General features: G+C 70.8%; 10 protein-coding genes. 3 read left to right on the forward strand and 7 right to left on the reverse strand.

The window, feature by feature from the left end:
• Positions 1–54 precede the first annotated feature (54 nt).
• The 5 genes from GI374_RS10445 to GI374_RS10465 all read right to left on the reverse strand — a co-directional run bounded on the left by GI374_RS10445 (position 55) and on the right by GI374_RS10465 (position 5,724).
• On the reverse strand, positions 55–1,032 hold the full coding sequence (locus GI374_RS10445) for a hypothetical protein (protein ID WP_154337005.1): 978 nt from the start codon (positions 1,030–1,032) through the stop codon (positions 55–57).
• A gap of 66 nt (positions 1,033–1,098) precedes the next feature.
• A complete protein-coding gene (locus GI374_RS10450) occupies positions 1,099–2,175 on the reverse strand; it encodes a BMP family ABC transporter substrate-binding protein (protein ID WP_154337006.1) in 1,077 nt (358 codons plus the stop codon).
• A 14-nt stretch (positions 2,176–2,189) separates the two neighbouring features.
• Complete coding sequence (locus GI374_RS10455; protein WP_154337007.1) at positions 2,190–3,053, reverse strand: ABC transporter permease; 864 nt, start codon at positions 3,051–3,053, stop codon at positions 2,190–2,192.
• Positions 3,050–4,126, reverse strand: a complete 1,077-nt coding sequence (locus GI374_RS10460) for an ABC transporter permease (protein ID WP_370515269.1) — start codon at positions 4,124–4,126, stop codon at positions 3,050–3,052. The genes GI374_RS10455 and GI374_RS10460 overlap by 4 nt, the downstream gene beginning before the upstream one ends.
• Before the next feature lie 77 nt (positions 4,127–4,203).
• Positions 4,204–5,724, reverse strand: a complete 1,521-nt coding sequence (locus tag GI374_RS10465; RefSeq protein ID WP_370515270.1) for an ABC transporter ATP-binding protein — start codon at positions 5,722–5,724, stop codon at positions 4,204–4,206.
• A gap of 91 nt (positions 5,725–5,815) precedes the next feature.
• Here GI374_RS10465 and dnaE point away from each other — a divergent pair, with 91 nt between their 5' ends.
• The gene (dnaE, locus tag GI374_RS10470; protein WP_154337008.1) at positions 5,816–9,289 is read left to right on the forward strand and encodes a DNA polymerase III subunit alpha; all 3,474 of its coding nucleotides are present in this window, start codon (positions 5,816–5,818) and stop codon (positions 9,287–9,289) included.
• A 244-nt stretch (positions 9,290–9,533) separates the two neighbouring features.
• Here dnaE and ilvC read toward each other — a convergent pair whose 3' ends face one another.
• Positions 9,534–10,556, reverse strand: coding sequence for a ketol-acid reductoisomerase (ilvC, locus tag GI374_RS10475; protein ID WP_154337009.1), 1,023 nt, complete (start codon positions 10,554–10,556; stop codon positions 9,534–9,536).
• 131 nt (positions 10,557–10,687) lie between these two features.
• Here ilvC and GI374_RS10480 point away from each other — a divergent pair, with 131 nt between their 5' ends.
• Together GI374_RS10480 and GI374_RS10485 are read left to right on the forward strand one after the other, a co-directional pair.
• Entirely contained in the window at positions 10,688–11,143 is a 456-nt protein-coding gene (locus GI374_RS10480; RefSeq protein WP_154337010.1) for an Lrp/AsnC family transcriptional regulator, read from the forward strand.
• Positions 11,140–11,595: an Lrp/AsnC family transcriptional regulator gene (locus GI374_RS10485; RefSeq protein WP_370515271.1), complete on the forward strand. Its 456-nt coding sequence runs from the start codon at positions 11,140–11,142 to the stop codon at positions 11,593–11,595. The genes GI374_RS10480 and GI374_RS10485 overlap by 4 nt, the downstream gene beginning before the upstream one ends.
• A 49-nt stretch (positions 11,596–11,644) precedes the next feature.
• Here GI374_RS10485 and GI374_RS10490 read toward each other — a convergent pair whose 3' ends face one another.
• Positions 11,645–12,832 (reverse strand): UbiH/UbiF family hydroxylase, encoded by a 1,188-nt coding sequence (locus GI374_RS10490; RefSeq protein ID WP_154337012.1) that lies wholly within the window; start codon positions 12,830–12,832, stop codon positions 11,645–11,647.

A 12,832-nucleotide genomic window follows, 5' to 3' on the forward strand; every position in this document is an offset into this window, starting at 1 on the left:
CCCGAAACGGGAGCCGGTCGCGCCACCGCGACAGCCGCAAGGCGCCATCGCCGCTCAGTGCCAGAGGGAACCCTGAGGCCGACCGCGCGCGTCCCCTTGCGCCTCGGCACTGGCCACGGCGACGGTCTGCGCCCCGCCGATGAGCGGCGCGGCGGGACCCGTGAAAAGCATCCGCGCCGGCTGTCCCAGCGGCGCGAGGGATCCGGCCTGCGCCTCCGCCTCGGTGCCGGCGACCGCGCCGAGGATCGTCCGCGGGTCGCGGACGCGGGGTGCGCGGCGGCCGGACGGGTCCGGGAAGCCCACCCCCTCCATCCCGCCGCCGCCGAGGGCAATGTCGACGGGCGCATGGACTGCATGGACATCGGGCACCGGCACCTCCCGCGGCGGGCCGCCCTCGCCGATCAGGTCTTCCAGCGTGACCCATGAGCCGCCCGCGAACGGGTCCGACCCGCCGCTCGCCGCCGCGAACCGGTTATAGGTCTCCGGCGCCTCCGCGCCACCGCCGCCCTGCATCACGACCGACCGCAACTCGTCGAACCGCGCGAGATACCGCCGCGCCATCGCCGGGCTGCGCGAGTGGAACGCCCCCGCCGCGGCGCGCCAGTCGCCGGTTTCGGCATGCAGGTCGCTCAGGAAACGCGCCGCGTAGCGGGCGTTGGTCAGCGGGTCGAGCATCGCCCCGAGCGAGGAGAAATGCTCGCCATGCCAGCGGTAGTTGATCTGGAAGCAGCCGAGATCGACATTCGGGCGGCCCTGCCGGATGCGCTCCTCGGCGAGCGCGAGGGCGCTCTGCGGGTCGTCGAACCAGCTGCCCTGACCGGCGGCATTCACGCTCCAGGCCCAGGGGCGGACGGCGCCGCCGCGCCTTCGCCCGGTTTCGGTCAGCGCGACGGCGGCGAGGATGTCGTGGGGGACCCCGGTCTCGGCCGCCACCTGCGCCGTCGCCGCCTCGCAAAGGGCGGCGGCGTCGAGGCTGGCCGCCGCGAACCGCGGCAGCAGCAGCCCGATGAGAAGAACGAGAAGCCTGAACATGATGACGCCGCCGGAAGGGTCCTCCCCTTCTAGCGGCGGCGTCTTAACATCCGGTTATCGCAGACCTCAGCGCGGCAGCTGCGCGGTGATGCCCTCGACGTAGAAGTTCATCGAGGCGAGGTCCTTGTCGCTCGCGGTCTCGCCCTCGGCCAGCCAGACGCTGCCGTCCTGCTTGTTCAGCGGGCCGGTGAACGGGTGATACTCGCCCGCGCCGATCCGGTCGCGCAGCGCTTCGGCCTCGGCCTTCACCTCGGGCGGGACCGCCTCGGTGATCTCGCCGATCTCGACCGCGCCGTCGCCGATCCCCAGCCAGACGGCGTGGGGCTCCCAGGTGCCGTCAAGGACCTGTCCCACGCGCTCGACGTAGTAGGGCGCCCAGTTGTCGATGATCGAGCTGACCCGCGGCGTGGGCTTGAACGCCGCCATGTCCGACGCCTGCCCGAAGGCAATGATGCCGGCCTCCTGCGCCTTGGCCTGCGGCGCGGTCGAGTCGGTGTGCTGCAGGATCACGTCCACGCCCTCGGCGATCAGCGCGGCGGCCGCGTCGGCCTCCTTGGCCGGGTCGAACCAGGACGAGGCCCAGACGACGCGCATCTCGACATCCGGGTTCACCTTGCGGGCATGGATGAAGCTGCTGTTGATGCCCTGAACGACCTCGGGGATCGGGAAGCTGCCGATATAGCCGATCTTGTTCGACTTGGTCATGCGGCCCGCGATGGTGCCGATGACCGCGCGGCCCTCGTAGAAGCGGGCGTCGTAGGTGGCGACGTTGTCAGCGCGCGTGTAGCCGGTCGCGTGCTCGAACCTCACGTCCGGGAACTTCGCCGCCGTGTTGATGACCGCGTCCATGAAACCGAAGGAGGTAGCGAAGATCAGCTTGTTGCCGGCGAGCGCGAGCTGCGTCAGCGCGCGCTCGGCATCGGCGCCCTCGGGCACGCTCTCGATATAGGTGGTCTGGACCCGGTCGCCGTATTCCGCCTCGATCGCCTGCCGGCCCTGATCGTGCTGGTAGGACCAGCCGCCGTCGCCCACCGGGCCGACATAGATGAAACCGACCTTCAGTGGCTCGTCCTGCGCGAAGGCGGGCATGGCGAGGGTTGCCGCAAGGGCGGTGGCCGAGGCGAGAAGGGTACGGCGATGCATGGGGCAGGCTCCTGTCAGGTGTCGGGGTGGAAGGTCTGGCCGAGAGAGCCGGGGGCGGCCCCGGCGCCGCGGCGCAAGTACTTGTGCTGGGCGGATATCAGCACGAGGACGATGATCGTGGCAATATAGGGCGATGCGGCGAGGAGCTGGACGGGCAGGTGGAACCCGGCCGCCTGGGCGCGAAGCTGCAGCACGGTGACGCCGCCGAAGAGCGCCGCCCCGGCGAGGACGCCGATCGGGCTCCACCCGGCGAAGACGACGATGGCGAGCGCGATCCAGCCCGCGCCCGCGGTCATCCCTTCTGTCCATTGCAGCACGCGCGCGATCGAGACATAGGCGCCGCCCACCCCGGCAAGCGCGCCGCCGACCGCGATGGCGCCGAGGCGCACGAGGCGCACCGGCGTGCCGAGCGCATGCGCCGCGTCATGGTTGTCGCCCACCGACCGCAGCGTGAGGCCTGCGCGCGTGCGGTTCAGCCACCACCAGAGCGCAGGGACCAGCAGGAGGCCCATCCAGACCACCCAGTCGAAGCCCATTGCCGGGGCCTTCATCCCCTCATAGGCCTTGCCGAACATCGCCGTCAGCCCGAGGCCGAAAAGCGTCAGCGCAAGGCCGGTCGCCACCTGGTTGGCGAGGAAGACCAGCGTCACGAGCGAGAAAATCAGCGACAGCGCCGCGCCCGCGACCGCCGCGCCGATGAAGCCCGCGCTCGGGCTGCCGGTCGCATGGGCCACGGCGAAACCGGCGAGCGCGCCGGTGATCATCATGCCCTCGACGCCGAGGTTCAGCACGCCGGCGCGCTCGGCCACCATCTCGCCCAGGGCGGCCCAGAGGATCGGGGTCGAGGCAGTCAGCAGCAGCCAGACGAGGTCGGTCATGCGCGCGGCCTCCGGCGGATGCGGTAGCGGGTGAGGATGTCGAAGGCGAGCAAGAAGAACAGCAGCATCCCCTGGAACACCTGCACCGAGGCTGCGGGCAGGCCCAGCATCAGCTGCGCGAGTTCGCCGCCGATATAGGTCAGCGCCAGCAGCAGCCCGGCAAGCAGGATGCCGAACGGGTGCAGCCGCCCCAGGAAGGCCACGATGATCGCGGTGAAGCCGTAGCCGGTGCCGAAGCTGTCGGTGATCTGGCCCGCGGGTCCGGCGACCTCGAAGAGGCCGGCCACCCCAGCGAGGGCGCCCGAGAGGCCAAGGCAGAAGGCCACCATGACACCGGGGCTGACGCCCGCGAAGCGCGCGGCGCGGGGCGCGAGGCCGGCGACGCGGATGTGGAAGCCGCGCAGCGACTTCGACATCAGCACCCAGGTCGCCACCACGGCCACCGCGGCGGCCACCACGCCCCAGTGGATACCGGTCCCGGCGATCAGCTCGGGGTTCGCGGCCGGGGGATAGTGCTGCAGGTTGCGCGAGCCGGGCATGCCGAAGCCCTCGGGGTTGCGCATCGGGCCAAAGGCCATCCAGGCGGCGATCCTCTGCGCCACATAGACCAGCATCAGCGAGACGAGGATCTCGGAGGCCCCGACCCAGTTCTTCAGCAGCGCCGGGATCATCCCCCAGACCCAGCCGCCCAGAAGGCCCGCGGCGACCATCGCGGGAAAAATCCAGAGGCCCTCGGCGGGATGGGCGGCGAGCGCGACGGCGGCGCCGCAGATGCCGCCGACGATGTATTGCCCCTCGGCGCCGATGTTCCAGATGCCGGCGCGGAAGCCGATGGCCAGGCCGCAGGCGATCAGGATCAGCGGCCCGGCCTTCACCAGCAGCTGCGGGCGCGAATAGCCCGAGGCGGCACCGAAGAGCGGGTCCCAGAAGATCGTGCCGATCGCCGCGACCGGGTCGTGCCCCATGAGCGCAAAGAGGACGCCGCCCGCGAGCATGGTGGCCGCGACCGCCATGACCGGCGTGGCGACCTGCCAGAGGAGGGGCGCGGAGGCGCGCGGCTCAAGCCTGAACACGGCGGCTCCCGGCTTCTTCTGTCTGAAAATATCCCGCGGGGGTCCGGGGGCGCGAAGCCACCGGCTTCCGGCGCCGCTCACGCCACATGCGCCGCCTCCATCCCATGCGCGCCGCCGAGCATCAGGCCGATGCGCTCGAGCGTCAGCCCCTCGGTCGGCAACGGGTCCGACAGCCGCCCTTCATTCAGCGCCGCGAAGCGGTCGGAGAGTTCCAGCAGCTCGTCGAGATCCTGGCTGATGACCACGACCCCCGCGCCGCCGCGGGCGAGGTCGAGCAGCGCCTGCCGGATCGCCGCCGCCGCGCCCGCGTCCACGCCCCAGGTCGGCTGGTTGACGACAAGCACGCGCGGGCTGCCCAGCACCTCCCGACCGATGACGAATTTCTGCAGGTTGCCGCCCGACAGCGCCCCGGCCGCGGCTTGGGGGCCGGGTGTGCGGACATCGAAGGCCTCGATGATGCGCTCGGCGAAACCCGTGGCGGCGGCGCGGTCGACCATGCCCCGAGGGCTGAGGCTGTGGCGCGTGGCGCCGGTCAGCAGCGTGTTCTCGGCGAGGCTCATCTCCGGCACCGCGGCATGGCCGAGGCGATCCTCCGGCGCCGCCAGCAGCCCCGCCGCGCGCCGCGCCTCGGGGGAGGCGCGCGAGAGGTCCGCGCCCTCCATCAGCACCGTTCCGACCGGCGTCAGGGTCTCGCCCGAGAGCGCGGCCAGCAGTTCCTCCTGCCCGTTCCCCGCGACCCCGCCGATCCCCAGCACCTCGCCCGCACGCAGCGCGAAACCCACATCCGAGAGCGTCGTCCCCTCCCGCGTGACCGGCCGCGCCGCAAGGCCGCGCACCTCGAGCACGACGGCCCCAGGCGCGCGCCCGCTGCGGTCCACGACGCGCAGGGTGCCGCCGACCATCAGCGAGGCCAGTTCCCCCGCCGTCGCCTCGCGCGGATCGAGGCTCGCCACCACGCGCCCGTGGCGCAGGATCGTGGCGCGGTCGCAATGGGCGCGGATCTCCTGGAGCTTGTGGCTGATGTAGAGGATCGCGGTGCCGTGGTCGGCCAGCTGGCGCAGCGTGGCGAACAGCAGCTCCGCCTCCTGCGGGGTGAGCACGCTGGTCGGCTCGTCCATGATGAGGAGGCGCGGGTTCTGCAGCAGGCAGCGCAGGATCTCGACCCGCTGCCGCTCGCCGGCCGACAGGTTGGCCACGCGCCGCGCGGGGTCGAGCGGCAGGCCGTAGTCGCGGCTGACCTGCGCGATGCGGCGCGAGAGGTCGCGGCGCGGCGGCGGGTCCTCCATCCCAAGCGCGATGTTCTCGGCCACCGTCAGCGCGTCGAAGAGGCTGAAGTGCTGGAACACCATCGCCACGCCCGCCGCCCGCGCGGCGCGGGGATCGTGGGGGGCGTAGGGTTGGCCCTCGAAGACCATCCGCCCCTCGTCGGGGCGCACGAGGCCGTAGAACGTCTTGACCAGCGTCGACTTGCCGGCGCCGTTCTCGCCCAGCAGCGCGTGGATCTCGCCCGCCCTGACCTCGAAGCTCACGTCGTCGTTGGCGCGGACGCCGGGATAGCTCTTGCCCAGGCCCTCGGCCCGGAAGACGGAATCGGCCACGCTTCCCTCGTTCGCGTTTTGCAAACCCTAGCGCGGCGCAGAGGCCGCCGTCCATTGCGACGGGGCGGGCGGTGCGATTAGGTTGCGCCCCATGTCACAGCCGCGATTCATCCACCTGCGCACCCATTCGGAACACTCGCTGCTGGAAGGCGCGGTGCCGGTGAAGAAGCTCGTCGGCCTCGCCGCGCAAGCCGGGATGCCTGCGGTGGCGCTGACCGACACGAACGCGCTTTTTGCAGCGCTCGAGTTCTCGGTCACGGCGCGCGAAAAGGGGGTGCAGCCGATCGTCGGCTGCCAGATCACACTCGCGTCCGAGGGCGGGTTCGACGGCGCGGTGGTGCTGCTGGCGCAGGACCGGGCGGGATGGATGAACCTCATGGCGCTCGGCTCGGCGCTGTTCCTGCGCGAGGGGGGCGCGCGGCCGCATGTGACGGAGGCGGAACTCGCCGCCCATGCCGGGGGGCTGATCTGCCTCACCGGCGGCGGGACCGGCCCACTCGGGCGCATGGTCGCCGCCGGACGGCTGCCCGAGGCGCGCGGCTGGCTCACGCGCATGGCCGAGGCCTTCGGCGATCGCCTCTATGTCGAGCTTCAGCGTCACCCGTCCGAGGCCGGACCGCTGATGCCCGCCGAGGCCGCGTCGGAAGCGGGCATGATCGACCTCGCCTATGACCTCGCCTTGCCGCTGGTCGCCACCAACGACGTGCATTTCCCCAAGCCCGACATGTTCGAGGCCCATGACGCGCTGATCTGCATCGCCGACAAATGCTTCGTGGACCAGCGCCAGCCCCGCCGCCGCCTGACCCCCGCGCATCACTTCAAGTCCGCCGAGGAGATGGCGGCGCTGTTCGCGGACCTGCCGGAAGCGATCGAGAACACCGTCGAGATCGCCCGCCGCTGCGCCTTCGCGGTCGAGACCCACAAGCCGATCCTGCCCCGCTTCGCCGAGGACGAGGTCGAGGAACTGCGCCGCCAGGCCCGCGAAGGGCTGGAAGCGCGCCTCGCCGTCGTCCCCCTCTCGGCCCCGCGCGAGACCTATGACGAGCGCCTCGCCTTCGAGGTCGGCATCATCGAGCAGATGGGTTTCCCCGGCTACTTCCTGATCGTCGCCGACTTCATCAAATGGGCGAAGGGCCAGGGCATCCCGGTTGGACCCGGCCGCGGCTCGGGCGCGGGCAGCCTCGTCGCTTGGGCTCTGACCATCACCGACCTGGACCCGCTGCGCTACAACCTGCTGTTCGAGCGCTTCCTCAACCCCGAGCGCGTCTCGATGCCGGATTTCGACATCGACTTCTGCATGGACCGCCGCGAGGAGGTGATCCGATACGTCCAGAACCGCTACGGCCGCGACAAGGTCGGCCAGATCATCACCTTCGGGCAGATGCTCTCGAAGGCCGCGGTGCGCGACGTCGGCCGCGTGCTGCAGATGAGCTACAGCCAGTGCGACCGTCTCTCGAAGATGATCCCGGTGGAGGGGGTGAAGCCGGTCAGCGTCACCAAGGCTTTGGCGGACGAACCTCGATTGCGCGAGCAGGCCGCGGCCGAGCCGCAGGTCAAGCGGCTGCTGGACTACGCCGCGCAGGTCGAGGGCCTCTACCGCAACGCATCGACCCATGCCGCGGGGGTGGTGATCGGCGACCGGCCCCTGGAGCAGCTCGTGCCGCTCTACCGCGACCCGGCCTCCGACATGCCGGCGACGCAATTCAACATGAAATGGGTCGAGCAGGCGGGGCTGGTGAAGTTCGACTTCCTCGGCCTCAAGACGCTGACGGTGATCCAGAACGCCGTGGACCTGATCCGCGCAAGCGGGCGACGCCTGCATGTCGCGGCGGACGGGCGCACCCTCTACGACCCGCCCGCGGGCGCCGTGGACGAGATCAACGCGATCCCGCTCGACGATCCGGCGAGCTACGACCTCTTCGCCTCGGCCCGCACCGTCGCGGTGTTCCAGGTCGAGAGCCAGGGGATGATGGACGCGCTGCGCCGCATGCGGCCGACCTGCATCGAGGATATCGTCGCCCTCGTCGCCCTCTACAGGCCCGGCCCGATGGAGAACATTCCGGTCTATTGCGACGTGAAGAACGGCCGGCGCGAGCTTGAATCCATTCACGTAACCATCGACCATATCCTCGCCGAGACGCAGGGCATCATCGTCTATCAGGAACAGGTGATGCAGATCGCGCAGGTGATGGCGGGCTATTCGCTCGGCGGCGCCGACCTGCTGCGGCGCGCCATGGGCAAGAAGAAGCCCGAGGAGATGGCGCGCGAGCGGCCGAAGTTCATCGACGGCTGCGCGGCTCGTGGAGTCGACGCGAAGAAGGCCGGCGAGGTCTTTGACCTGCTGGAGAAATTCGCTAACTACGGCTTCAACAAGAGCCACGCCGCGGCTTACGCCGTGGTCAGCTACCAGACCGCCTGGCTGAAGGCGAACCACCCGGTCGAGTTCATGGCCGCGGTGATGAACTGCGACATCCACCTGACCGACAAGCTGGCGATCCTGAAGCGCGAGACCGACCGCATGGGGATCGAGGTCGTGCCGCCCTGCGTCAACCGCTCGGACGCGGGCTTCGCGGTCAGGGACGGCCGCATCCTCTACGCTCTGGGCGCGCTGAAGGGCGTGGGAACGGAGGCGATGCGCCTCATCACCGAGGCACGCGGCGACCGGCCGTTCCGCGATCTGCAGGAGTTCGCCCGCCGCGTGGACATGAAGCGTGTCGGCAAGCGCCCGCTCGAGACGCTGGCTCGCGCCGGTGCCTTCGACGCGCTCGACCCGAACCGCGCCGCGGTGCTGGCGTCGCTGGACGGGCTGGTCGCGTGGTCGGCGGCGGTGCAGGCGGCGGCGGTCTCGAACCAGTCCTCGCTCTTCGGCGGTGGCGAGGATCTGCCGCCGCCGCGCCCGGTCAGCGCCGCGATGTGGCTTCCGGCCGAGCGGCTGGGCGAGGAGCATGGCGCAATCGGCTTCTACCTGACCGGCCATCCGCTCGACGACGACCAGCCGGCGCTGAAGCGCAAGAAGGTGCTGACCCATGCCGAGCTCTGCGCCGAGGCGGCTGCCGGCCCGATGGTGGCCTATATCGCAGGAACGGTGTCGAGCCGTCAGGAGAAGAAGTCGGCCCGCGGCAACCGCTTCGCCTTCGTCCACCTGTCGGACCCGACCGGCCTCTACGAGGTCACAATGTTTTCCGACCTGCTCGACACCGCCCGCCCGCTCCTCGAACCGGGCACCGGCATCGTGCTGCAGGTCGAGGCCGAGCCCTCCGGCGACGGGGTGAAGCTGCTCGCCCGCAGCGTGCGGACCGTCGAGGACTACACGGCCGATGCCGGTCCGGGCGGCCTCGCGGTGGAACTGGCCGAAGGCGCGGTGCTGGCCGAGGTCGCCGCCGCGCTCTCCCGCATTGCCGCCGAGGTCCGCGCCTCGCCCCGTGCGCGCGGCCCGGTGCTGCTGCGGCTGGAGGAATCAGGGCAGCAGGTGGATATCGAGGTCGCAGCCGATGCGCCGCTGAACCCGGCGGCGCGGCAGATGCTGCGCGCGGTTCCGGGCGTGCGGGACGTGGTCGAGGTGTAGGGGGCGCCGCCCCCTCGGCCGCGTGCCGCGGCCTCACCCCCGGGATATTTCGGTCAAGGCGAAGCCCGTTAACCTCGCCTCAATCTTTTGCTGCGACATTGCCCTCACGGTACAGGCGGGGACGCCGATGACCGTCAAGGCGAAGCGCCGCGTCCCTTCCGGGGCGCGGCGTGCAGCTTTCGCCTTGATCCAAAGATCCCGCGGGGTCCGGGGGCGCGAAGCCCCCGGCTTGGGGAGCCGCGGCTCAGTTCCGCGCCCGGTCCACCATCTTGCCCTTGGAGATCCAGGGCATCATGCCGCGCAGCTTCTCGCCCACCTCTTCGATCTGGTGCTCGTCGTTCAGCCGGCGCGTCGCCTTGAAGCTCGGCTGGCCGACCGCGTTCTCGGTCATGAAGTCACGCACGAACTTGCCGGTCTGGATGTCCTCCAGCACCGCCTTCATGCGGGCCTTGGTCTCGTCGCGCGGCAGGATGCGCGGACCGGAGACGTATTCGCCGTACTCGGCCGTGTTCGAGATCGAGTAGTTCATGTTCGCAATGCCGCCCTCGTAGATCAGGTCCACGATCAGCTTCACCTCGTGCAGGCACTCGAAATAGGCCATCTCGGGCTCGTAGCCGGCCTCGACCAGGGTCTCGAAGCCCATGCGGATCAGTTCCACCAGCCCGCCGCAAAGGACCGCCTGCTCGCCGAAGAGGTCGGTCTCGCATTCCTCGCGGAAGTCGGTCTCGATGATGCCCGAGCGGCCGCCGCCGATGGCCGAGCAGTAGGAGAGCGCGATGTCGAGCGCCTTGCCGGAGGCGTCGTTGTCCACCGCCACGAGGCACGGCACGCCGCCGCCCTTGACGTATTCGCCGCGCACCGTGTGGCCGGGGCCCTTCGGCGCCATCATGATGACGTCCACGGTCTTCTTCGGCTCGATCAGGCCGAAATGCACGTTCAGGCCGTGGGCGAAGGCGATCGCCGCGCCGTCGCGCAGGTTGTCTTGGACGTGCTTGCGGTAGGTCTCGGCCTGCAGCTCGTCGGGCATGGTGAACATGATGAGGTCGCACCACTTCGCGGCCTCGGCGATCTCCATCACCTGCAGCCCCTCGGCCTCGGCCTTGGCGGCGGAAGGCGAGCCGGGGCGCAGCGCCACGACGATGTTCTTGGCGCCCGAATCGCGCAGGTTCAGCGCATGGGCGTGGCCCTGGCTGCCATAGCCGAGGATGGCGATCTTCTTGTCCTTGATGAGGTTCACGTCGCAGTCACGGTCGTAATAGACGCGCATGGCGGGCTCCTGTGTGTTATCGCTGAGCAGCGTTCTAGGCCGCGATGAGGACGCGTTGCGGTCAAACAGCTGCAACATCGCCCTAATCGTTGTTGAGATCATGCGTCCAGCAGCGATAAGGCTCCCAGATCATGCAAGACGCCACCGACCGCCGCATCCTCCGCCACCTCCTCGCCGACCCCGACGCCCCCGCCGAGACGCTGGCCGAGCGCGCCGGCGTCACCGCCTCCACCCTCGCCCGCCGCCTCGCCCGCCTCCGCGAGACCGGCGCCATTCGCGCGACCGAAGCCCGCATCGACTGGCGCGCCCTCGGCTTCGAGGTCGAGGTCAGCCTGCGCTTCACCCTCGACAAGACCGACCCGCGCGCCTTCGGCGCCTTTCTTGCCGCCGCCCGCGGGGTGCCTGAGGTGACCGAGATCCAGAGCTTCCTCGGCTCGGTCGATTTCCGCCTCTCGGTCATCGCGCGGGACATGGCGCACTGGCAGCAGGTCTATCGCGAGAGCATCCTGACGCTGCCGCATGTCGCCGACAGCGACGCGCTGATGCTGGTCTCGACGATCAAGGACAGCGGGGCGCTGCCGCTGTGACGCCGGACGATACCGACCTTGCCATCCTGCGCCTCGTCGCCCGCGACGCGGGGCTCAGTGCGGCCGAGATCGGGCGCGCGGTCGGGCTGACTCAGCCGGCGGCATGGCGGCGGCTGAAGCGGCTGCGCGAGGCGGGCGTGATCGCCGGGCGACGCGTCGTCGTGGACCCCGCCGCGCTCGGCTTCACGGTCACGGTCTTCCTCGGCATCCGCCTCGCCGCCAAGGGTCGCCTCGACCTCGACGCCTTCGAGCGCGCGGCGGTGGCGATCCCGGAGGTGCAGGTGGTCCAGCATGTGCTCGGCCGCTTCGACTACCGTCTGCGGGTCGTCGCCCGCGACATCGCGGATTTCGAGCGCATCCTGCGGCGGCGGGTCATGACGCTGCCTGGCGTGGGGCAGGTGGAAGCCAACGTGATGCTGAGCGAGGAGCGGCGGCCCGGGCCGCTCGGGTGAGGCCGATCCTTCGGCGAAGGATCGGGCCGAAAATTCGTCGAATTTTTGGTCAGCGTGCGCCCAGTCCCGCGCGCATCGCCAGCCGCCGCACCGGCGCGATGCCGTGGAGCAGGCCCAGTCCCGCCGCGCGAAGGTCGCGCAGCGGCCGCGCGCCCGCCATGCTGGCCCGGTTCAGCGCATCGATCCCCAGCAGCCGCGCCCAGGCCTCCGGGCGGCGGCGGCGGTCATAGGCGTCGAGGCCCTCGCGGCTGCCGGGCGCATTGCCCGAGAGGCGCAGCAGTTCCCCCAGATCGGCGAGGCTCATGTTCAGGCCCTGCGCGCCGATCGGCGGGACGACATGCGCGGCCTCGGCGATCAGCGCCGTGCGCGGCCCGGAAAAGCGGTCGGCGATCTGGGCGATGATCGGCCAGGTGGTGAGGCGCGTCGCCAAGGTCAGGCGGCCGAGGATGCCGGCCGCGCGTTGGTTCAGCGCGGCCTCGAAGTCGTCGCGGGGCAGGGCGGCGAGGCGGGCAACCTCGGGGCCGCGCTCCATCCAGATCACGGCCGAGCAGGGGCGGCCGTCGCGGTCGGGCAGCGGGACCAGCGTGAACGGCCCGCCCGAGCGGTGGATTTCGGTCGAGACGTTGCCGTGCGGTTGCTCGTGCGTCACGGCGAAGGCGAGGGCCTTCTGGCCGTAGCGGCGGGTGGTGACGCCAATGCCAAGGGCGCCGCGCATGGCCGAGTTGCGGCCGTCGGCGGCGACCACCAGTTGCGCCTCGATCCGGCGCCCGTCCGAGAGGGTGACGAAGGCGCGGTCGTCGCGGGCGTGAAGCGCCACGGCCGCGACGCCGGGTTCGAAGCGGACATCGGGCAGGGCTTCGAGGCGGGCGAGGGCCTCGCGGCGGATGGCCCAGTTGGGGATGTTCCAGCCGAAGGGCTCGGACGACAGATCGGCGGAGTCGAAGTCGCAGGTCAGCCGCGGCTTCGCCTCGGCCCCGCCCGCGTCCACGATCCGCATGACCTCGAGCGGCATCGAATGGGGCGCGAAATCCTCCCACAGGCCCGCCGCGCGCAGGACGGAGAGCGAGGGGGTCAGGAAGGCAGTGCTGCGGAGGTCTGCGCTCCCGGCCGCCTCGTCGGTGACGGGCGGGGCCGGATCGACGCAGAGGACACGGCGTCCGGCGGTCCCGAACGCTGCGGTCGCGATCAGCCCGGCGGGGCCGCCACCTGCGACGAGAACCTCGACCGCCTCGGCCAT

The organism is Paracoccus sp. S-4012, from assembly GCF_009674885.1.
GTDB lineage: Bacteria > Pseudomonadota > Alphaproteobacteria > Rhodobacterales > Rhodobacteraceae > Paracoccus.